The organism is Sedimentibacter sp. B4 (assembly GCF_000309315.1).
Classification (GTDB): domain Bacteria; phylum Bacillota; class Clostridia; order Tissierellales; family Sedimentibacteraceae; genus Sedimentibacter; species Sedimentibacter saalensis.
Map to the genome: position 1 here is coordinate 1 of NZ_CANG01000929.1, position 420 is coordinate 420.

Here is a 420-nt window from a genome sequence, read left to right on the forward strand (position 1 = left end):
AACGTCACCGGCCTGCAGTCGGCGCTGCCCCGCTGGGGCGCGGTGGTGTGCGCGCGCACCGCACACATCAACGTCGACGAGGGCGGTGCGCCGGAACGGATCGGCGGGCTCAAGCTCTATTCCGTGCCCACTCCGGACGGCAAGCTCGACCCCTGAACTGGTCGACACCGAGGCGGTGGGGGTTCGGCGACGAGCACAGGGCCCAGCCGCTGGCGCTGTCGATCACCCAGTCCACCGAGCTGGGCACGGTCTACACCCCGGACGAGATCGCCGCGCTGGCGAGCCACGCGCACGAGCTCGGCATGGTGGTGCACGTGGACGGGGCACGGCTGTCGAACGCCGCGGCCAGCCTCGGGCTCCCGCTGCGGGCTTTCACCACTGACGTCGGCGTGGACCTCCTCACCCTCGGCGGCACCAAGA

Annotated in this window: 1 pseudogene; it reads left to right on the plus strand. The window is 71.7% G+C overall.

From position 1 onward, the window contains the following. A pseudogene (locus BN358_RS24685) lies at nucleotides 1-420 on the plus strand (low specificity L-threonine aldolase); the annotation flags it as partial.